The organism is Phenylobacterium sp. (assembly GCF_041691455.1).
In the GTDB taxonomy this organism is placed as follows: Bacteria; Pseudomonadota; Alphaproteobacteria; order Caulobacterales; family Caulobacteraceae; genus Phenylobacterium.
Map to the genome: position 1 here is coordinate 1 of NZ_JBEPUO010000020.1, position 17,738 is coordinate 17,738.

General features: G+C 66.7%; 22 protein-coding genes. 12 read left to right on the plus strand and 10 right to left on the minus strand.

The annotated features are described in order from the left end of the window. Nucleotides 1-73: 73 nt before the first annotated feature. The 3 genes from ACESMY_RS17820 to ACESMY_RS17830 all read left to right on the plus strand — a co-directional run bounded on the left by ACESMY_RS17820 (nt 74) and on the right by ACESMY_RS17830 (nt 3,537). Nucleotides 74-1,819, plus strand: coding sequence for a molybdopterin-dependent oxidoreductase (locus tag ACESMY_RS17820; RefSeq protein WP_372785960.1), 1,746 nt, complete (start codon nt 74-76; stop codon nt 1,817-1,819). A gap of 32 nt (nt 1,820-1,851) precedes the next feature. Then, nucleotides 1,852-2,295, plus strand: coding sequence for a cyclic nucleotide-binding/CBS domain-containing protein (locus tag ACESMY_RS17825; protein ID WP_372785961.1), 444 nt, complete (start codon nt 1,852-1,854; stop codon nt 2,293-2,295). Between the two features lie 273 nt (nt 2,296-2,568). Further along, complete coding sequence (locus ACESMY_RS17830; protein WP_372785962.1) at nt 2,569-3,537, plus strand: sensor histidine kinase; 969 nt, start codon at nt 2,569-2,571, stop codon at nt 3,535-3,537. A gap of 47 nt (nt 3,538-3,584) precedes the next feature. Here ACESMY_RS17830 and ACESMY_RS17835 read toward each other — a convergent pair whose 3' ends face one another. The 6 genes from ACESMY_RS17835 to ACESMY_RS17860 all read right to left on the minus strand — a co-directional run bounded on the left by ACESMY_RS17835 (nt 3,585) and on the right by ACESMY_RS17860 (nt 6,855). Further along, nucleotides 3,585-4,016 carry an OsmC family protein gene (locus tag ACESMY_RS17835; RefSeq protein WP_372785963.1) on the minus strand — a complete coding sequence of 144 codons (432 nt, stop codon included), beginning with the start codon at nt 4,014-4,016 and terminating at the stop codon, nt 3,585-3,587. Between the two features lie 62 nt (nt 4,017-4,078). After that, complete coding sequence (locus tag ACESMY_RS17840; protein ID WP_372785964.1) at nt 4,079-4,813, minus strand: hypothetical protein; 735 nt, start codon at nt 4,811-4,813, stop codon at nt 4,079-4,081. A gap of 211 nt (nt 4,814-5,024) precedes the next feature. Beyond that, entirely contained in the window at nt 5,025-5,228 is a 204-nt protein-coding gene (locus ACESMY_RS17845) for a hypothetical protein (RefSeq protein WP_372785965.1), read from the minus strand. Next, nucleotides 5,225-5,665: a hypothetical protein gene (locus ACESMY_RS17850; RefSeq protein ID WP_372785966.1), complete on the minus strand. Its 441-nt coding sequence runs from the start codon at nt 5,663-5,665 to the stop codon at nt 5,225-5,227. The genes ACESMY_RS17845 and ACESMY_RS17850 overlap by 4 nt, the downstream gene beginning before the upstream one ends. A 58-nt stretch (nt 5,666-5,723) precedes the next feature. Further along, nucleotides 5,724-6,467 carry a hypothetical protein gene (locus ACESMY_RS17855; RefSeq protein WP_372785967.1) on the minus strand — a complete coding sequence of 248 codons (744 nt, stop codon included), beginning with the start codon at nt 6,465-6,467 and terminating at the stop codon, nt 5,724-5,726. Then, nucleotides 6,454-6,855 (minus strand): GreA/GreB family elongation factor, encoded by a 402-nt coding sequence (locus ACESMY_RS17860; protein WP_372785968.1) that lies wholly within the window; start codon nt 6,853-6,855, stop codon nt 6,454-6,456. The genes ACESMY_RS17855 and ACESMY_RS17860 overlap by 14 nt, the downstream gene beginning before the upstream one ends. Before the next feature lie 429 nt (nt 6,856-7,284). On the opposite strand from ACESMY_RS17860, the gene ctaD reads away from it, so the two are divergent. Both ctaD and ACESMY_RS17870 read left to right on the plus strand, forming a co-directional pair. Beyond that, nucleotides 7,285-8,925 (plus strand): cytochrome c oxidase subunit I, encoded by a 1,641-nt coding sequence (ctaD, locus tag ACESMY_RS17865; protein ID WP_372785969.1) that lies wholly within the window; start codon nt 7,285-7,287, stop codon nt 8,923-8,925. Between the two features lie 103 nt (nt 8,926-9,028). Beyond that, nucleotides 9,029-9,490 carry an Rrf2 family transcriptional regulator gene (locus ACESMY_RS17870; protein WP_372785970.1) on the plus strand — a complete coding sequence of 154 codons (462 nt, stop codon included), beginning with the start codon at nt 9,029-9,031 and terminating at the stop codon, nt 9,488-9,490. Nucleotides 9,491-9,559: 69 nt separating this feature from the next. Here the strand turns inward: ACESMY_RS17870 and ACESMY_RS17875 are convergent, their stop codons facing one another. Continuing rightward, the gene (locus ACESMY_RS17875; protein WP_372785971.1) at nt 9,560-9,892 is read right to left on the minus strand and encodes a 2Fe-2S iron-sulfur cluster-binding protein; all 333 of its coding nucleotides are present in this window, start codon (nt 9,890-9,892) and stop codon (nt 9,560-9,562) included. A gap of 16 nt (nt 9,893-9,908) precedes the next feature. Continuing rightward, nucleotides 9,909-10,610: a NifU family protein gene (locus tag ACESMY_RS17880; RefSeq protein ID WP_372785972.1), complete on the minus strand. Its 702-nt coding sequence runs from the start codon at nt 10,608-10,610 to the stop codon at nt 9,909-9,911. 143 nt (nt 10,611-10,753) lie between these two features. Between ACESMY_RS17880 and ACESMY_RS17885 the strand changes: the two genes are divergently transcribed. From ACESMY_RS17885 to ACESMY_RS17915, 7 genes are all read left to right on the plus strand, one after another. Further along, the gene (locus tag ACESMY_RS17885) at nt 10,754-11,215 is read left to right on the plus strand and encodes a group III truncated hemoglobin (RefSeq protein WP_372785973.1); all 462 of its coding nucleotides are present in this window, start codon (nt 10,754-10,756) and stop codon (nt 11,213-11,215) included. Further along, nucleotides 11,212-11,550, plus strand: a complete 339-nt coding sequence (locus tag ACESMY_RS17890; RefSeq protein ID WP_372785974.1) for a DUF1971 domain-containing protein — start codon at nt 11,212-11,214, stop codon at nt 11,548-11,550. Before ACESMY_RS17885 ends, ACESMY_RS17890 begins: the two co-directional genes overlap by 4 nt. Nucleotides 11,551-11,552: 2 nt before the next feature. Further along, nucleotides 11,553-12,164, plus strand: coding sequence for a hypothetical protein (locus ACESMY_RS17895; protein WP_372785975.1), 612 nt, complete (start codon nt 11,553-11,555; stop codon nt 12,162-12,164). A gap of 144 nt (nt 12,165-12,308) precedes the next feature. Then, nucleotides 12,309-13,070 (plus strand): Bax inhibitor-1/YccA family protein, encoded by a 762-nt coding sequence (locus ACESMY_RS17900; protein WP_372785976.1) that lies wholly within the window; start codon nt 12,309-12,311, stop codon nt 13,068-13,070. A gap of 183 nt (nt 13,071-13,253) precedes the next feature. Beyond that, the gene (locus ACESMY_RS17905) at nt 13,254-13,571 is read left to right on the plus strand and encodes a hypothetical protein (RefSeq protein ID WP_372785977.1); all 318 of its coding nucleotides are present in this window, start codon (nt 13,254-13,256) and stop codon (nt 13,569-13,571) included. An 88-nt stretch (nt 13,572-13,659) separates the two neighbouring features. After that, nucleotides 13,660-14,160, plus strand: a complete 501-nt coding sequence (locus ACESMY_RS17910) for a PRC-barrel domain-containing protein (RefSeq protein WP_372785978.1) — start codon at nt 13,660-13,662, stop codon at nt 14,158-14,160. A gap of 77 nt (nt 14,161-14,237) precedes the next feature. After that, the gene (locus tag ACESMY_RS17915; RefSeq protein WP_372785979.1) at nt 14,238-14,711 is read left to right on the plus strand and encodes a MarR family transcriptional regulator; all 474 of its coding nucleotides are present in this window, start codon (nt 14,238-14,240) and stop codon (nt 14,709-14,711) included. Between the two features lie 60 nt (nt 14,712-14,771). Here ACESMY_RS17915 and ACESMY_RS17920 read toward each other — a convergent pair whose 3' ends face one another. Both ACESMY_RS17920 and ACESMY_RS17925 read right to left on the minus strand, forming a co-directional pair. Continuing rightward, nucleotides 14,772-16,352: a nitronate monooxygenase gene (locus ACESMY_RS17920; protein WP_372785980.1), complete on the minus strand. Its 1,581-nt coding sequence runs from the start codon at nt 16,350-16,352 to the stop codon at nt 14,772-14,774. After that, on the minus strand, nt 16,340-17,707 hold the full coding sequence (locus ACESMY_RS17925) for an OmpP1/FadL family transporter (protein ID WP_372785981.1): 1,368 nt from the start codon (nt 17,705-17,707) through the stop codon (nt 16,340-16,342). The genes ACESMY_RS17920 and ACESMY_RS17925 overlap by 13 nt, the downstream gene beginning before the upstream one ends. Nucleotides 17,708-17,738: the final 31 nt, after the last annotated feature.

Below are 17,738 nucleotides of genomic sequence, written 5' to 3' on the forward strand. Positions count from 1 at the left end.
GAGCACGTCGCCATGCACAAGGGCTCGGCGCTCACCAAGCTGAGCGACTGATGCAGGCCTCTAGGGGCGCTCCATGACGCAAGATCGCCGGCCAATGGCTGCGCCCGGCCCGCCTGAACCGCTCCGAGCGGCGCTCAGCGACGCTGACGACCGCGTGCGATTGAACCATTGGCTGCCGCCCCAGCAAGGGATCGCGCCGAGGATACGTATCGGCCGGCGCTGGATCAGCACCCTGTGGGCCATTCCGATCGGCGCCGCGGGCTTGGTCGTGCTGATCGCCATCGCGCAGGCACTTCGTGAGATGCCGAGCGTCAAGGCCTTCATCCTGCACAACCCCGGCATCGCCCAGGGCGCGCCGTCGATCGATTCCGGCTTCCCCTGGTGGTTGCAGCTCCAGCACTTCCTGAACATGGTCTTCATGCTGTTCATCATGCGGGCGGGCATTCAGATTCTCGCCGACCACCCACGGCTTTACTGGCCGCGGGACTGCACGCCCGGAACGGATTGGTTTCGTTTCCAGGTCCCGGTGCCGCCGGGGCGGGTTTGGACCTCCAAGGACGATTCCGTCACCCTGCCCAAGTGGCTGGGAATCCCCGGCCTTCGCCACACCCTTGGCCTCTCCCGGTGGTGGCATTTCTCGGTCAACCTTCTTTGGGTCATCAACGGCGCGGCCTTCTACGTCCTGCTGTTCGCCACCGATCAATGGCGCAGGCTTGTGCCGCTCACCTGGGGGGTGTTCCCCGCCGCGCTATCGACGGCGCTCCAGTATGCCTCGCTGAACTTCCCGGTGGAGGACAGCTGGACGCGCTACAACGGCCTGCAGCAGCTCAGCTATTTCGTCACCGTGTTCATCGCCGCGCCGGTTTCGATCATCACCGGCCTGATGCAGAGCCCGGCGATCGCCAACAAGGCCGGGTGGGTGGGTAGATTGCTCAACCGGCAAGCCATGCGCTCAGTCCATTTCCTCTCGTTCTTCTGGTTCGTGGGCTTCATCGTGACCCATGGCGTCATGGTGTTCATCACCGGCCTGCGGCAGAACACCAACCACATGTTCGCCGGCGTCAACGACGCCACCTGGTCGGGCTTGCCGCTGTTCCTGCTGGCGATGGCGGTCCTGACCGCGGCCTGGCTGGTCGTCTCGCCATTCACGCTGAAGCACGCCCGGCTGGTTCAGCGGACGGGGAAGTTCATGGTCGGCTGGCTCAAGGGGTTGGCCGAATGGTGGAATCCAAGCACCCAGTACACCGAGGCCGATATCTCGCCCTATTTCTGGCTGAACGGCACGCTGCCAAACTCCGAGGCGTTCAACGCCCTGCTGGCGGGCGGCTTTGCCGACTACAGCCTTCGCGTCGGCGGCTTGGTCGAGGCGCCGCGAGCGTTCTCCTTTGCGGAGCTCAAGGCGATGCCGAAGCAGGAGCAGATCACCGAGCACTTCTGCATCCAGGGATGGTCCGGCGTCGCCAAATGGGGCGGCGTTCCGATGCGTCACATCCTCGACATCGTGAAGCCCACCGCCGAGGCTCGCTATGCGGTCTTCTACTCGTTTTCCGAAGGCGCGGACGGCGGCGGCTACTACGACGTGCACAGCCTTCACAACATGCGCCACGACCTGACCCTGCTGGCCTACGAGATGAACGGCGCGCCGGTCTCAATGCTGCACGGCGCGCCGCTGCGCCTGCGATGCGAGAACGAACTGGGCTTTAAGATGGTCAAGTGGATCGCCGCCATCGAGTTCGTGGCCGACTTCGCCGACCTCGGCGCCGGCCAGGGCGGCTACAACGAGGACCACGAATTTTACGGCTATCGCATGCCGATCTGACGCCACCGCGCCGGTCGAAGGAAGGGACGGAAATGTTCGTCGAGAAAATGCTGCACAGGGCGCGCGAACGCCTGGTCGTCATCGAGGCCGGCGCCACGGTGAGGCAGGCGGCCGAGCTGATGTCCAAACCGCACGTTGCGCTGATCGTCGTGATCGGGCCGGACGGCCGCATGGTTGGCGTCGTCACCAAGACCGACCTGGTCGCGCAGATGAGACGGTGTGGCGGCGAGGCGTGCAACGACCGGGTGGACACGATCATGACGCGCGACGTCTTGTCGTGCCGGGCCAACGAGCTGCTGCACGATGTCTGGTTGGTGGTCAAAAGCCGCGGCCTGTTGCGGCTTCCCCTCCTCGACGCGGACGCAAGGCCCATCGGGATTCTTTATGCGCGGGACGCCCTCCCGATCCTGCTGACCGAAGCGGAGGACGAGGAAAAGATGCTCCGCGATTACGTGATGAACGTCGGCTATCAATAGGGTTCGAACCGCCGGCGCGACGCGCTTGGCCGTCGACAAATTCGGCGATTGAGACAAGGCGATCCACGGCTCAGAGCCGGCGAGCTCCGCGGCCATTCCACTTCCACGGAGCATGCTGGGTCAGCGTGTTGGGTCGACTGCGAGGCGGGGACGCGTTCGGGCGCGAGGTGCAGAGCGACCGCGGCGCCATAATTAGTCAAGTAGAGGCGGGAGAACGATTGCCTTGCGATCGGAGGTCGGCGAACCTGTGCTTAAGGCGGGAGGAATTTCGCGATGGCAAGATTGTCGCTCTTCCGGAAGCTGCCAAGAGATCGTCCAGCACTGGGAATCGCCGCCGGGCTCGGATTCTTCATCTTGGCCTCTGCGCTCCGCGGGTTGCTTGGCGGGCTGAGCGAGGGGATCGGACCGATGACCTTCCTGCCGGCGATCTTGCTGGGGGGCCTCTTCGGCGGAATCCGCATAGGATTGGCCTTCGCCGCAATGTGCACGCTCGTCGCGTGGGTGGCGTTTTTCCCGCCTTACGGAAGCTTTACGCTGGCGAGCGCGCACATCGTCACCATGATCGTCTTCGTCCTGACCGCAGGGCTCGAGCTCTATGTCATTCGCTCGCTCAACCTGGCCATCAGCGAACTTTCAGAGGCCCGCGAGCACTCGAACACGCTGTTCCGGGAGCTGCAGCACCGCGTCGCCAACAACCTGCAATTCGTGGCCGCTCTGCTCCAACTACGGCGAAAGACGCTTGAGCCCGACAGCGCCAGCGCTCATGCGCTGGATGCGGCCCAGACCCGCCTGGACATGATGTCCCGCGTCCATCGGCGTCTGCATGACCCCACGTCGGTGGATCAACCCGTGGGGCAATACCTTGAAGCCCTGTGCCGGGACCTCATCGAGGCCAGCGACACCCCAGACGTCCGATTGACAGTCACGGCGCAGCCAGTGGTCCTCAGTCTCGACGCCCTGATGTCGCTTTCGCTGATCGTGGCCGAACTGGTGACGAACAGCCTAAAGCACGCCTTTCAGGGCCGTGCCGGCGGGGCGATCACGATTGTGCTCGCGGAGGAACCAAACGCTTGCAGCGTGACAGTCACAGACGATGGCCCGGGCTTGCCCAGGAATTTCGGCAAGACCAAAACCAGCAGCCTTGGCCAAGGCATCCTGCAAAGCTTGGCGTCTCAGCTGCATGGCAAGATATCCTTCGAACCGGGGCCCGGAACGGTCGCCAAGTTGGTGTTCCATCCCTAGAGCCGCTGATGGCGCCGGCCCACCGGCGCGACGCTTCCGCTTAGAGCTCAAACAGGGTCGAGTTTTGCGTCGAGGCTCATCTCGACACCGGCCAGGGCCTTCGAGATCGGACATTCGCGCTTGGCGGTTTCCGCGTGACCGATGAAGGTCGCTTCATCCAACTCCGGCACGCGGCCGCGAGTGACGAGCTTGATCGTCGGTATCGCGAAGCCGCCCTCTGATTTGCGGATCTCGACGACGGCCGAGGTCCGGATCCGGTCCGGGGCAAATCCCGCGCCGCCAAGGATCAGCGACAAGGCCATGGAGAAACAGGCGGCATGGGCCGCCCCGAGTAGTTCCTCGGGGTTCGTCCCCGCGCCGTCTTCAAATCGCGACGCGAAGGAGTAGTTTCCCTCGAACGCGCCGCTGCCAAGCCTCACCAAGCCTTCGCCGCCGGGGACCGGACCTCGCCACTCGGCGTCGGATGTGCGCGTTACCATGTCTCACTCCAGTGTTTGGATCGGGCCCATTGGGTTGTCATCGCGACGAGCCCCGCTCGACGTCACTTGATCTCGACCCTCGGCGACGCGGTTGGCCGTTCGGGAACAGAATGGACATGCACGTCGCCGCCCGCGTGGCGCGCGAGGATTTCGACGGCCCGCTGTTCGTGGGCCTTGTCCCAGGTGCGGACCCAGAGCAGCAATCCGCCGCGGTCCAATTGCTCCTGAAAGTAGGCGGCGCGCCGGTGGCCGACCACTTCTGCCAGTCCGGTTCCGAGAAGCCCTCCGGCCGCGCCGGCCAGGACCGCGGCCAGGATGATCGCTGAGAGGGGCCCGCCGGCCAGCGCGACAATCCCCGCGGTGGCCACGCCGCCCACGTAGGCGAGCCCGCCGACCAGTCCGCCCTCAGCCGCGCTGACGGTCTCCGGGGAGACGTAGACGCCGCGTGGGATCGAGACGTCATCCTCAAGGTCGCGATTGCGGAACGAGATACCGCCGAGCTTCGCCTCGACGGCGTGCTCGGAGGCCAGCAGGCTGAGTTCGGCGCGGTCGAACCCGGAGCTCAGAAGGTCGTCGATCGCGGCCTGGAGGTCCTTCACCTGGTGGAAAACGCCGACCGCCTCGCGAAGCCCGGGCTGCACCGGTCTTACCGCCGTCTTGGTCTTGCTGGACATTTGCGCAAACTCTTCAATTAAGGCGTTGAAACGTTGCTGGCCCGCCGACCCCGGAAGCGGCGGGTTGTCGACGTAACTATTCAGTTCGTCGAGCAGGTTTTGAACCGATGCATTGGCGACCATCTCAGGCGGTCTCCCTACGAAGGTCTAGAACACTAATCTCGTGACACGATATAAAATCGCCGACTGCGGATAGGTTGCGAACAGCCCCAAATCTCACCCTGCTGGCCGGGCGATCGATAGGCGCGACCCCAATCCGGGCGTGTGATTCGCGCCGCCAAGGGAGCGCCGCCGTGAGTATGGCCCCCGACGCTGAGCCGGCGCGGGCGGTCACCTAAGTCTGCTCCTCATCCTGGAGAACCGTCATGGCCTCGCGGCGATCAATCCGCGCGCTGTAGACAAATCCGCCGTACATGAATGCGGTCGCGGCTGCGCCGCTCGCGACCGCGTGCGGGTTCGGCAGGTTGGTGGACATGGCGAGTCCGAACAGGGCTCCGACCGTGAGGGCGGCCAAGCTCCGGCCGATGATCTTCATCATTTGGGCTCCCCTGTTGCTTGGTCGCGGTCGATACTGAGGATCGTGTAGATTCGCTCTGTCCCGAGCCTGTCGGCCCATAGGAGCGACTGTCCCACACGCAGGCCAACCAGGGCGGCGCCGGAAGACGACCGCACCGAGAGCGCGGCCGCACCTGGGATGTCGACCAGGCGATCGACCAGCTGCGCCAGATGCCGTTCTCCCGTGAGGCCATCTCGATAGCTCACCAGATCGCCCAATCGAACCACGCGCTCGTCGATGAGTGCGTCCTCGACGACGTCAGCGCGGTCGATCTCGTCCAAGAGCGCGCCGGCGTTGCGCGGATCGCTCATCAGCGTCTCAAGGGCGATGATCTGCAGGCGGCGATGGTCGCTGACGCTCAGGACAATCGGCGGGTAGCGGCCGGCGAGAGCCTGCGGACTAGCTTCACTTCTGAACATCTGGCGGGTTCCATTGTTGCGTCGGACTGGATTTCGCGAGGCGCGCGGATGGCGAAGGTCAAGGGTCGATCAGGATCAAGCCCGTCGCGCCAACCAGCATGAGGCCGAGCGCCCAGAGCCATCGAAGGCGTGGCCGGTGAAAGCGCCCGGGTGGCCGGCCGCGTGCGGCGACGATCCCGCGGGACGGGATCAGGGCCAGTGCGCGCTGGCTGAGCCGGCGAGGCGCGTCCCGCCGGCGCAGGGACCGTGCGTGGCTGGGATCAAGCGTCTGCGCGCGTTCAATGACCTTGGGGACGGCGCACAGCATGATCAGGCGCGTGTGGCCGTCGGCAGACAGGCGAGGATCGTCCCAAAGCAACTCGTGGAGGTGCGCCTCCGCCGCCAAGCGTTCGCAGAGCGCGTGATCGGCATCGCCCTCGGCGCGGTGCCGACGTTCGAGCTCCGCCGCCGCGGCGTCGGACGCCCGGCCCGGCACGCCCGTGTGTCGAAAGACCTGTTCGCGGACGATCTGCCTGGCCGTGCAACAGGAAGAGCGCCCCCGGCAGAAGAACGCGGCGCCCTCCTGCAGGGGAGGCCGGCCCGCTGCAAGGTCGGCGGCAGCGGCCTCAAGCGCCCGGCTCAAGATCTGGTCGCGCCCGATCGGTGAAGAGGCCAGTTCAGCGGCGCGGCCGAGCAGCAACTCGCGCGTCGAGTCGGACGACTTGCGCGCGAGCAGTTCGGCGCACTGCCATCGCGCCGCCATCAGGGCGTCCACGGCCGCGGACGCCACCGGGTCGACGGGCTCGCGGTCACGCGTCTTCATGTCGAGACTCCACAGCCACAACCACCAGCACGTGATCGCGGCCATCCTCGCCGGTCCAGCCGTAGGATTCGCCGGCGGCCAGCCCGATCAGAGCCGCACCCACCGGCGACAGGACCGAGACGCGCCGTCGGTCGATGTCGGCCTCGTCTGGGGGCACTATTTCGAGGGTCCGTGTGCGGCCGTTGTTCAGGTCCACGTACTCGACGCGCGTGTGCAGGCGGACGAACCCCTGGTCAGGGTCGTCGGCGGCGATGACGACGGCGCGCTCCAGCTCGTCGGATAGGATCGATCCGCCGAGGGTGTCGACCCCCGCCGACAGGGCGCTAAGCCGCTCGTAGTCGGCGAGCGTCATCCGGACGGCGGGATTTTCGGGATATTGATTGAGCATGGCGTCGCGCGCTCCCTTTCGCCCCGCCGGGGCGCGATGGCCGGGGCGGCGGTCAAATCTGATGTAGGTTTGGATGCCAAGCCACCACGCGTCTTCACAAGCCGAGACCGCCCCGGCCGCGAATATCATGCGAGCTTGTAAGTATTTTTCTCAGAATCCATCGACGCCGAGACCATCTGCACAGCTGTCTTGAACAGCTATGAGGAAACCCCGAACCGCTGACTCTCAAGCCAACTTAGGTTCGGGGCTAGTTTCCTGCGACGAAGCGGCCCGCGTGAGGAAACTGGCGCTGATATGTTGAGCGATTGCGCATGATACCTAGAGACTTGGGGTGGGTCTGCATCGATGTCAATCCGCCACCGCCCACAAGGTTGCTCATGCCCCAAAAAAAGATGTATGTGGAATGCATCTTAATTTTGGAGCCGTGCTGTGGCGACGCTTGCGGATCGATCAGCCTCTCACTCCGGGTTCTGGTCGCGCTGGCTGTTTTCGACCAATCACAAGGACATCGGGACGCTCTATCTGCTGTTCGCCGTTATGGCGGGCCTGATCGGCGGCGCACTGTCCGGCCTGATCCGATGGGAACTTGCCGAGCCGGGCATCCAGATCTTCCAGCCGCATTCCTGGGCCGCCCAGATCGGGCTGATCGAGGGGTCCAAGCACGGCTACAACGCGGTCGTCAGCGCGCACGCCCTGGTTATGATCTTCTTCACGCTGATGCCGGCCCTGATGGGTGGGTTCGGGAACTGGTTCGTGCCGCTGATGATCGGCGCGCCGGACATGGCCTTCCCGCGGATGAACAATATCTCGTTCTGGCTGCTGGTCGCCTCGTTCAGCCTGCTGTGTCTGTCGTTCTTCACCGATGGCGGACCGGGCCGCGGCTTCGGCGGCGGCTGGACCATGTACGCGCCGCTATCGACCTCCGGTCATACCGGCCCGGCGACGGACCTGTTGATCCTGGCCATCCACCTGGCCGGCGCGAGCTCGATCCTGGGCGCCATCAACTTCATCACCACCATCTTCAACATGCGCGCGCCGGGGATGACGCTCCACCGCATGCCGCTGTTCGCCTGGTCGGTGCTGGTCACGGCCTTCCTGCTGTTGCTCTCGCTGCCGGTCCTGGCCGGAGCGATCACCATGCTGCTCACCGACCGCAACTTCAGCACCCACTTCTTCGACGCGGCCGGCGGCGGCGACCCGGTGATGTACCAGCACCTGTTCTGGTTTTTCGGGCATCCCGAGGTCTACATCATGGTGCTGCCCGGCTTCGGGATCGTCAGCCACGTAGTATCGACCTTTTCCCGTAAGCCGATCTTCGGCTACCTGGCGATGGTATATGCCATGATCGCCATTGGGGTCGTCGGCTTCCTGGTCTGGGCGCACCACATGTTCACCACCGGGATGTCGCTTAACCTGTCGGCCTATTTTACCGTCGCCTCGATGGTGATCGCCGTGCCGACGGGCATCAAGGTCTTCTCCTGGATCGCCACGATGTGGGGTGGGTCGATCGACTTCAAGACGCCGATGCTCTGGGCGATCGGCTTCATCTTCGTCTTCACGGTGGGCGGGGTCACTGGCGTCGTTCTGGCCAACGCCGGCGTCGACTATTCTTTCCAGGACACCTACTACGTGGTGGCCCACTTCCACTATGTGCTGAGCCTGGGTGCGCTGTTCGCGATCTTCGCCGGCTTCTACTATTGGTTCGAGAAGATCTGGGGCGTGAAATACAACGAAGCGCTCGGCGACCTGCACTTCTGGATCACCTTCATCGGCGTCAACGTGATCTTCTTCCCGATGCACTTCCTGGGCCTGCAGGGCATGCCGCGGCGCTACGTGGACTATCCGGAAGGCTTCGCTTTCTGGAACAAGGTGTCCTCGATCGGCTACGCCATCACCCTGGCAGGGGTTGCGGTGTTTCTGATCATGCTGGTCGAAGCCGCGGTCCGCCACCGCAAGGCCGAGGCCAATCCCTGGGGCGAGGGCGCCACGACGCTGGAGTGGACCCTTTCGTCGCCCCCGCCGCACCACACGTTCAACGAGCTGCCGGTGATCGCCGCCGAGGAACATTGATGACATCACGACCGCAAGGAAGTCCGACGGTTCAAGGCGGCTGCGGCTGCTATGATGGCGGCGTCCCGACCGAGCTGACGGTCGGGCCAAGGATTGCGCGACCATGCGACTGACCGTCTACACAGACTTCTCCCTGCGCGCGCTGATGTACATCGCGGTCAACCCGGATCGCCTGCCGACCATCGCCGAAATCGCGGACAGCTACCGGATCTCAAAGAACCACCTGATGAAGGTGGTCTATGAGCTCGGCCGGGCCGGGTACATCGAGACCTTGCGCGGCCGCAACGGCGGATTACGCCTGGCGCGCCGGCCAGAGGAGATCGGCCTGGGCGACGTCGTACGCACCACCGAGCCGGACATGGCCCTGGTGCCGTGCTTCGAGCCGGTCGGGGCGGCGTGCGCGCTCCTGCCCGCCTGCAAGCTGAAGGCAGCGTTGCACGAAGCGAGCGCGGCCTTCCTTGAGGTGCTCGACGGCTACACCCTGGCCGATCTGGTTTCGAACCGGGATCAACTCAGCACACTCCTGGCGCGGAGCGCGCGCCCGGAGGCTGTCGCCTCGGATTAGATCAACGCCCGCCAGGCGCCGTGTCGGAAGCCGGCCGCAGCGGGACGCTGCCCCGCCCCCGGCCGAGTCCTATAGGCCGAGGACGTGTTGTGAGGCCGGCACCTGCACGATCATGCCGTCGCAAGCCTCGGTGATCCGCACCTGGCAGGCGAGTCTGGAGTCGGCGTCCACGTCGTCGGCGAAATCGAGCATGGACTCCTCCATGAAGCCCAGCGGTGGGATCACCGTCCGCCAAGCGGCGTCGATGTGGACGTGGCACGTCACGCAAGCGCAGTTGCCGCGGCACTTCGCGTCTATCCCAGGAAGGCCGGCGCGCAGCGCGGCCTCCATCAACGTGAGGCCCGTGCGGACGACAAGCGCGTCGCGCCGTCCGTCGGCCTGGACGTAGATTATGGTCGGCAAGGTCGAGGCGCCTTGATCAAGGAGCCGCGTCCGTTCGGGTCCAGGCCTGACGCTCGTGGGTGAAGGCTACCCGGTGGCGCCCCCCTACGCGGCCCGGACCACCGAGCCTGGCGATCCATTTGGGGAGACTGGCGGGCGTCGGCCCGCTGGGGGCTTCGTCTTCCTCCGCCGCCTCCACGCGCACCACCTCGGGAATGTAGTGGCGCATGATATTTTCGACGCCGGCCTTGAGCGTGAGGCGCGACGAGGGACAGCCGCCGCAAGCGCCTTCCATCCGGATGTGCAGTACACCACTCTCGCTGTCGAACCGCGCAAAGAGGATGTCGCCGCCGTCCCGCGCCACGCCGGGCCGAACGTGGCGAGCCAGGACCTGGCGAATCTCGGACTCGATCTGGTCGACGCCGGCCCGCGCCGCCTCCGGCTTGGCGCAGAGGGCGACGGCCGGCGCCCCGCTTGCCAGATGATCGGCGATCGCCAGGATCACCTGTGGTCGCAACGCGTCCCACGCCGCGCCCTGCGCGCGGGTGACCGTCACGAAGTCTGCCGCGATGTAGGCTTGGCCAACGCCCTCCACCGCGAACAGGCGCGCGCCCAGCGGCGAGTCGGTCTCCTGGAAATCTTGTCGGCGGAACGTCCGCGCAGGGCCCTCAAGGAGCCGCGCGCCCGGTGAGAACCGCATAGCGTCGGGATTGGGAGTCCGTTCGCTCGAGATCAACACGCTGAACCTCCCTGACGGCGCCGGACCGCGCCATCGCCGGTGCGCCCATGCAAGCGCGGACGCTTTCCCTGAGGTGGGTGCTAGCAATCAATGAAGCAATATCCTAGATACTTCTTTAGGAATCAACCTGTGGAGCCGCGCCTATGAGCGCCGAGTCCGTGTCGGATCGCGCCTACCTCGCGCCGGGCCATGCCGTCGGCGTTACGGAGGAGATGATCCACGATCTGGTGCACGTCTTCTACGCCAAGATCCGCGTGGACCCGGCGCTGGCCCCGATCTTCAAACGCGCGATCGGCGACGATTGGGACCGCCATCTTGCGAAGATGTGCGACTTCTGGTCGTCGGTGGTGCTGATGACCGGCCGCTTCAAGGGCGCGCCCATGGCGACGCACGCCCGCCTCCCGGAGCTGCGCGCCACGCACTTCGCCCGCTGGCTGCACCTCTTTTCGCAAACCGCGGCGACGGTCTGCCCGCCGGCCGCCGCGGCGCTGTTTGTGGCGAAATCCGAGATCATCGCCCGCAGCCTCCAACTGGGCATCGCAGCCGCGCGAGGCGTTCTGCCGGACCTGACCCGACCACCGGCCGCCACGGGCTTGCCGCCATGACGGACGTCCCAGACCCGCCCGCTGGCGCCGCTCTGCCGCCAGACGCCTATGCCTACCGACGGACCGACCTGTTCACCGAAAGCACGGTCCCGCCCGGGTTGTTGCGGGCTCATTCCACCAAGCAAGGCGTCTGGGGTTTGATCCATGTGGTCGACGGCGCCTTGGCCTACCGCATTGAGGATCCCCGACGGCCGCCGTCCGTCACCGTGCTGACGCCGAGCGGCGCGCCGGGCGTGGTCGAGCCGACCATTCTCCATTCCGTTGAGCCGCAGAAATTGGTCCGCTTCTACGTCGAATTCTACCGGCGCGAGACGGGCGGTGACGAGGAGACGTAGAGGTGAAAGCGAACCTGGCCAGGCCGGTGAAGACATGGAGCCGCCTGCGGCAAGGTGGTCTGGTGCTTTGGGCCGGCATCGCGATCGGCGTGGCGTTCCTGGCGACGCCGGCCAAGTTCCTGGCGCCGTCGTTGTCACTCCCGGTGGCGCTCGACGTCGGACGACAGACCTTCGCGATCTACAATCGCGCTGAACTGGGGCTCCTCGTCCTCCTCCTGGTGATCGGCTGGGCGTCACGCGCGCCACGCCGCTGGTACGTCGCGTTGGCCATCCCGGGCGCCATCGTCATCCTCCAGACGATCTGGCTCTTCCCGGTGCTTGATCACCGGGTGGCGGTGATCCTGGCTGGCGGCGTCCCGCCGACCAATTCCAATCTTCACGCGATCTACATCGTCGCCGAACTGGTCAAGGTCGTCGCGCTGCTCGGGTTCGGCCTCGCCGCGCCGGGGCAAGCTGGTGATGGCGTCGCCTCAGCCAAGTTCCTTCATCGCACGGCGGGCGGCCGCGATGGGGCCGATCGGACGCCGCCAGGGTGGCGCGCCATGCCGGGCGAACCGAAGCCGCTCGGCTCGCTTGCCGAAGGCCCGGGTGCCCGGCAAGTCGGCAACGAATGACAGCGCCGCGCCCCGGACCTCTGGAACGGCCACCAAAGACGCCGCCGTGCCGCCGCCGCTTGAATATATCGGAACACGAGATATATTTGATTGATCCGGACAATGGCTGCTGGCCGGCGACGGAATTGGAAAGGAGCGATCGTCATGATCGAAGCTGACAAGACCTACCGCCCCCACGACGCCCTCGCCGCGGCCGACGCGATCACCGACGCCGGGCTGCGCGCCTACATGCTGTCGATCTACAACAAGGTGGCCGGAGGCCTTCTCCTCTCGGCGGCGGTCGCCTTCGCAACCTCTGGCGTTCCCGGCGTGCGCGATCATCTGGTGCGTGCGGCGGCCACCGCGGCGCCGGCTCATCCCCCGGTGCTCACCGGGCTCGGCCTGGCGGTGCTTTTCGGACCGTTGCTGGCCATGCTGTTTGTCGCGCCGGTGTTTCGCCGGCCCACGGCGGGACGGACGGCGGCGCTCTACTGGAGTGTCGCGGCTCTGGTGGGTGGTGCCCTGGGCCTGGTGACCTTGAGCTTCACGGGCGTCTCGGTCGCCATGGCCTTCACCGTCACCGCGCTCGCGTTCGGCTCGCTCAGCCTCTTCGGCTATACGGCCAAGCGGGACCTGACGGCCTTCGGCGGCTTTCTGCTGATGGGGGTGACCGGCTTGATCGGCGCCTTGGTGCTGAACCTGGTTCTTCACAGCCCCCTGATCGCTCTGGTGACCAACGCCGTCGGTGTCCTGGTCTTCGGCGGCCTCGTCGCGCGCGACACCCAGCGCCTGAAGCTGGCCTACGCGTCCTGCGCCGGCGATCCAGAGCTGACGTCGGTCACCACCAATAGCGGCGCGCTCAGCCTCTTTCTCAACTTCATCAATTTCTTCCAGTTCCTGCTGCTGATGTCCGGGGATCGGCGATAGGCGTCGTCACGACCGGCGTCCCCCTGGTCTTTCACGGCCGCGCCTTCGACCTCCCGACGCCCTTTCTGCTGGAAGAGGAATACGAAGAGCTGGCCGACCTGGTGTGTGCATCGGCGCGCAACACCGCTGGGATCGAGCTGCTCCGGCGCGAACTGCAACGCGCGGTGATCGTCGACCTTCGCCATGCGCCGGCGCGCCGGGTCCATCTTCATTCCTGTGTTCGCTATACCGAGCTGGTTCACCCGGCGTATCGCACGGCGCGTCAGCCCCCGCGAGCCGGACGTCATCGACGCTGACGACGTCTCGGTCCTGTCGCCGACCGGGGCAGCTTTGATCGGCCTGCGGCAGGGCGCGGTGATGCCCTGGCTGGCCGGGCCCGACCGATTGCAGCTCTTCCGGGTCGATGCGGTGCGCGACCCACCCGCCGCGGCCGCGCGGCGGCGCGCGAGCCGCGCCCTGACACGCCGGCGGCGACTGGACGACCTGCTATCCATCCACTGACCCGGAGCTCCGGCTGGAACCTTCGGACGTGCATGGGATTATATATCGTACTACGAGATAAAATGTTCGCTCTGGAAGGGAGATGGAAATGCGCAATATCGACGAGTGGCTGGCCCCTCAGGACGGCAAAGGCGGCAATCCGGCTGGATCCGACCGACGCTCACGCGCCGAGGGGCGCGGCCTTCCCGTTCTGCCGGGCGGACGGACGGGACCCGCGCGCCGGGCTCGCGCGGGACATTTCCTGATCACCGGGACCCGGGTGATCGGAGCGTCCGTCTTCGGGATCAACGACGAGCGCCTGGGGCGGGTCTTGGACGTGTCCATCGAGAAGGCCTCCGGACAGATCCACTATGTCCTGCTCGCCGTCGGCGGGTTCCTGGGCTTCGGCGGGCGGGTTCATCCCCTGCCTTGGTCGGACTTCAAATACGAAACCGGCCGCGGCGGCTACCGGCTCCCCTTCGACCGGCCGCAGATCGCCGCCATGACCGGGCTTGGTCACGACGAACTCGAATGGTGCGGGGCCGGCGATCGGGCGCAGCGAGAGCGCGAAGCCTATTCCAATGTCTATGTCGGGCATCCGTTCTATTGAGCGGCGGCAACAGGCGCTTGAAGGCGGCGGCGGAGCGGTCGAAAGTCCAGCGCCATGAGTTGCATCCAGGATTGCCGATGAAAGCCGCGCCGGACGCGTCTCCCGATGCGCTTCTGCTCACCAAGGCCGACTACGTCGCCTTGTCCGGCTTTCGCCACGGTGTCAGACGCTATCTCGCGTTCGCCGAGGCCGGCGCCAAATCGGCGGGCCTGACCGGGCAGCAACACCAGGCGCTTCTGGCTATCAAGGCCCACGAAAAAGACCGGATGACGGTCGGGGAGCTGGCCGACCAGCTGATGATCAAGAATCACAGCGCCGGCGAGCTGGTGAACCGCTTGATGAAAGCGCGCCTGGTCAAGCGGAGTCAGGGCACCATCGATCGACGCCGGGTGTTGGTATCGTTGACGAGGACGGGAGAAGGCGTCCTGGCGGCGCTGTCCCAGAACAATTTCCGCGAGCTGCAGGACATCGCGCCGACCTTCTCCGAGCTGGTGACCCAACTGCAGCGACTGGCGGCCCTGCAGGCGGCGGCGCGAGCGGGATCGGACTGACCTCTTTCGGCCGGCCACCGGATGGCATGCAGCCGCCCCCGCCAGGGGTCCCCTCTCGGGTCACCCGAGCGTCGGCGGCGGGGCGTCGGCCGCCGAGCGTCGCTCGAGCGCCTCAGTCGCCGTGGCGATGTTGCGCTCATGGGCGTCCAGCATCTCCCGGAGCACGGTATGCAGGTCGTCGTCGCGCACGCGTGGAACCAGGGCGCGGAGCTTGCGGACAACCCAGCCCTGTCCGCGGTTGACGAACGCCAGGCGGGCCTCGAGGTCCGGGATGGCCATGGCCTTGTCGTAGAAATCCCCGACCCCGGCCGACGGCTCGGCGCCCAGGGTCCGCAGGGCGTGGAACAGCGCCTTGCACCAATGGACCTCGTCGGCCTGGATCGTCTTGGCTAGCGCCTTCATCTCGGCGTCCCGGCTTTCGGAGACCATGCGCGCGGCGACCCGCGCCCCGGCCCGTTCGGCTTCCAGCAAGGTGTTCAGCTCGGCGATCAGCTCGTCGCAGGCCGCATAGCCCATGTAGGCGTCGTCGGCCCGGGCGGCGTAGCAGACCGGCGAGCTGGGCTCGGACAGCTCGGCCTCGCCCCGTCGATGGCTGACGACGGCCGGCAGGACGGCGCGCGCGGTCGCCGTGATTTCGCGCAGGCGGTTCGCCGCCGGAACGATCGCGCGGATCCGCCCGACGCCCTCACCGGCGTAGAGGGCCATCGCCTCGAAATCGCCGGTCATCGACCGCAACGGCGAGTCGGTGCTGAACAGATAGATCGAGCGCGCGCCATCGGCGCCGATGACCACGCGGCCGCCCGCCTGCGGATCGCCGCGCTCGCCGCGGGTGACGCTGTTCGGGAGCACGCGCACCGCTGCGCCCTCAGGCCAGTTGATGTGGAAGGCTTCGGTGTGGACCGTCGCGCCGTCGGCCTCGACGAGGCGGCGCTTGTGATAGTCGTGCGCGAAGGCTTCCTCCGTCGCCAGGAAGGCCGTGCCGATGACGCCGCCCTGGGCGCCAAGCCTCATGACGCGGGCCAGATCCTTGCCGTCGGTGATCCCGCCGGCCGCCAGGACGGGCGTCTCGACGGCCGCCAGGACCTCGGCCAGGAGGGCGTGCAAGGCGGCATGGCCGCGCACGTGCCCGCCGGCCTCCAGGCCCTGGGCGATGATGATATCGGCGCCGGCCGTTTCCGCAGCGACGGCCTCCTCGACAGAGCCCACCTGACAGACCACCAGAATGCCTTCGCTCCGCAGGCGCTGCATCGTCTCCACCGAAAGGTCCCAGAAGAGCGCGACGGCGTGCACCTTGGCCTCCATGCACGTCGCGAGTTCGGCCTCCAGGCGGGCCGGCTTGGTGGCGGCCGGAATCAGATTGACCCCGAACGGCCGGGTGGTTCGCGCGCGGACCGCATCGATTTCCGCGCGGATGAGGTCCGGGCTTTCGCGGACCATGCCAAGGAAACCGAAGCCGCCGGCGTTGGTCACCGCCGCGACCAGTTCCGAACGCGCGACGCCGCCCATGCCGGCCAGGATGATCGGCTGGTCGCAGCAGAGGAGATCGCAGACCGGTGTGTGTCCATGTTCAATCCCCTGATCGGAGCGACGGGCGCTCCAGGCATGATGACCGCGGCGCTCGCCGCCCGCTAGAAGCCCCACCTGAGGTCGGCGCCGAACACGACCGCGTCGCCGCTCACCGTGCCGCGCAACGCGGTTCGTGTCGCCACAGGAGTTCCGGCGAACGCCAGGTCGTCCCGGTTCACGCGACTGTCGGCGAAGGCGATGTAGTCGGCGTTGACGTCGATCGTCGCACCACTGGAAAGCCGATGGCTTGCGCCTAATCCAAACAGCCACCGGTCGCCGTCGGGCAGGCGGGTGCTGCGGCTGGCGTCGGGGGTCGGTGTCGGATCGTGCTGTACGCCAGCACGGACCGTCCAATCGGGCGCGGCCGCGTAGTCGAGACCGACGGCGATGGTGGTCGTGTCTCTGTAGTCCTGAGGCGTGACCTGGGTGACGCCGGGGAGGCTGACGGTGATGGCGCGGAACTCGCTCCAGCCCATCCGCTGGACTTGCGCATTGAGCCACAGGCGATCGGTCGCCTGCCAGCGCGCGCCCAACGTCGCAATCCACGGCGTATCGAACGTGGCCTTGCCGTTCGTCGCCAGGTTCGCGGCGGCGAGCGGGCCAAGCAGGCCCGTCACCGCGACGTCACCGCTCAGGGTGTGGCTGATCCTGGAGCGATAGCTGGCCGCGAGCGTCAGACGGTCGTCAGGATGATACTGCGCGCCCACGTCCCAGCCGTAGTCCCAGCCGCCGCCCGACAGGCGTTGCCGCGCATCGGGCAGCAGCGGCGAAAGGTTCGGCAGCGCCTGGGTCAAGGTGGCGCTGGCGTATTGGGCGTCCAGGCCCAGGCCCAGATCCAGCCGTTCGGTCACCCGCACCGCGCCGAGGATTTCCACATTGGCGTCGGTGACCCGCGACTTCACGGCGTCGTAGCGCGTCCAGCTCGCATCCGCGTACTTGTTGGTGAAGTTGAAGGGCGAGGTGACGGAAAGTCCGATCACCACGCGGTCCCCGAGCGGATAGGCCACCGCGCCGCTGGGTGCGATTCCGGCCTGCAGCGGGTTGAACTGCCCGGGCTCGCCGCCGACCGGCGCGACGGCTTGGCCCGGGCGCTGGATCGTTGAGCCCGCATCGTTCACCTGAGCCTCGACCAGTATGGCCTGGGCTCCGGCGTAGGCTTGCGGGTGGCGAAGCCTGGCGATGGCCGCGGGGTTCCACCAGATGGAGGCGACGCCGGTCTCCGCGGCCTCTCCGGAATAGGCGCGACCGGCGCCGAGCGAGGATTGTTCCTGAATATAGAACCCTGCGGCGCCGGCCGGCGCAGCGGCCAGGCCGCCGGCCGGGGACGCTCGCCCCGAAGAGGGCCAGGCGGCGCGCGCGCGCCACCGCGGCTTGGCGGCGCGGCCCGCAACCGCAGGGGGACCATCGTTCCTGCGGTGGGTGATCGACATGGGGGTCTTAATCGTCAAGCTCCTTCGGCCG

What these genes read in the sequence shown, in the direction of transcription:
- ACESMY_RS17910 (WP_372785978.1), top strand. Translation starts at nt 13,660, where the DNA reads ATGCGCAATATCGACGAGTGGCTGGCCCCTCAGGACGGCAAAGGCGGC.
- ACESMY_RS17905 (WP_372785977.1), top strand. Translation starts at nt 13,254, where the DNA reads ATGCGCCGGCGCGCCGGGTCCATCTTCATTCCTGTGTTCGCTATACCG.
- ACESMY_RS17870 (WP_372785970.1), top strand. Translation starts at nt 9,029, where the DNA reads ATGCGACTGACCGTCTACACAGACTTCTCCCTGCGCGCGCTGATGTAC.
- ACESMY_RS17855 (WP_372785967.1), bottom strand. Translation starts at nt 6,467, where the DNA reads ATGAAGACGCGTGACCGCGAGCCCGTCGACCCGGTGGCGTCCGCGGCC.
- ACESMY_RS17845 (WP_372785965.1), bottom strand. Translation starts at nt 5,228, where the DNA reads ATGATGAAGATCATCGGCCGGAGCTTGGCCGCCCTCACGGTCGGAGCC.
- ACESMY_RS17885 (WP_372785973.1), top strand. Translation starts at nt 10,754, where the DNA reads ATGAGCGCCGAGTCCGTGTCGGATCGCGCCTACCTCGCGCCGGGCCAT.
- ACESMY_RS17860 (WP_372785968.1), bottom strand. Translation starts at nt 6,855, where the DNA reads ATGCTCAATCAATATCCCGAAAATCCCGCCGTCCGGATGACGCTCGCC.
- ACESMY_RS17820 (WP_372785960.1), top strand. Translation starts at nt 74, where the DNA reads ATGACGCAAGATCGCCGGCCAATGGCTGCGCCCGGCCCGCCTGAACCG.
- ACESMY_RS17835 (WP_372785963.1), bottom strand. Translation starts at nt 4,016, where the DNA reads ATGGTAACGCGCACATCCGACGCCGAGTGGCGAGGTCCGGTCCCCGGC.
- ACESMY_RS17850 (WP_372785966.1), bottom strand. Translation starts at nt 5,665, where the DNA reads ATGTTCAGAAGTGAAGCTAGTCCGCAGGCTCTCGCCGGCCGCTACCCG.
- ACESMY_RS17830 (WP_372785962.1), top strand. Translation starts at nt 2,569, where the DNA reads ATGGCAAGATTGTCGCTCTTCCGGAAGCTGCCAAGAGATCGTCCAGCA.
- ACESMY_RS17925 (WP_372785981.1), bottom strand. Translation starts at nt 17,707, where the DNA reads ATGTCGATCACCCACCGCAGGAACGATGGTCCCCCTGCGGTTGCGGGC.
- ACESMY_RS17890 (WP_372785974.1), top strand. Translation starts at nt 11,212, where the DNA reads ATGACGGACGTCCCAGACCCGCCCGCTGGCGCCGCTCTGCCGCCAGAC.
- ACESMY_RS17840 (WP_372785964.1), bottom strand. Translation starts at nt 4,813, where the DNA reads ATGGTCGCCAATGCATCGGTTCAAAACCTGCTCGACGAACTGAATAGT.
- ACESMY_RS17900 (WP_372785976.1), top strand. Translation starts at nt 12,309, where the DNA reads ATGATCGAAGCTGACAAGACCTACCGCCCCCACGACGCCCTCGCCGCG.
- ACESMY_RS17915 (WP_372785979.1), top strand. Translation starts at nt 14,238, where the DNA reads ATGAAAGCCGCGCCGGACGCGTCTCCCGATGCGCTTCTGCTCACCAAG.
- ACESMY_RS17825 (WP_372785961.1), top strand. Translation starts at nt 1,852, where the DNA reads ATGTTCGTCGAGAAAATGCTGCACAGGGCGCGCGAACGCCTGGTCGTC.